The following is a 440-nucleotide window of genomic DNA, read 5'->3' on the forward strand; positions in this document are numbered from 1 at the left end:
GGCGTATCTTGACGACGTTTACGGCCGCGATGCCGGGCTGGCGAAAGCAGCCTGAGTCTTTCACTCCAGGGCAACGATCCACGTACTCTTCCCGATAGAGCGGATCGGCGTCGCTGTTACCCTCCAGCCGATGAAGACCTCACCGCCTATTCCAGCGCCCGCGCCGGGCGAGCAGACAGAGACACTGGCGTTTCTCTCGTCGGGTGCCGCCTTTGGTCTCGCAAGTCCGCCCCGCCGGATCGACACCCATGCTGCGATCGTGTTTCTGTGCCCTGATCGCGCGTGGAAGCTGAAGCGCGCCGTGCGCTTGCCCTATCTCGATTTCTCGACACCGGCTCTGCGCGAACGCGCACTGGCGGCGGAACTGGCACTCAACCGCCGCACCGCTCCGATGCTGTATCGTGCGCTCCATCCTGTCCGGCGCGGCAAAACGGGGCAGT

General features: G+C 64.5%; 1 pseudogene. It reads left to right on the forward strand.

The window, feature by feature from the left end:
• Positions 1–130: 130 nt before the first annotated feature.
• Positions 131–440, forward strand: a pseudogene (locus AACY52_RS31510) (hypothetical protein); the annotation flags it as partial.

Source organism: Pseudomonas sp. EA_65y_Pfl1_P113 (assembly GCF_963970525.1).
In the GTDB taxonomy this organism is placed as follows: domain Bacteria; phylum Pseudomonadota; class Gammaproteobacteria; order Pseudomonadales; family Pseudomonadaceae; genus Aquipseudomonas; species Aquipseudomonas tritici.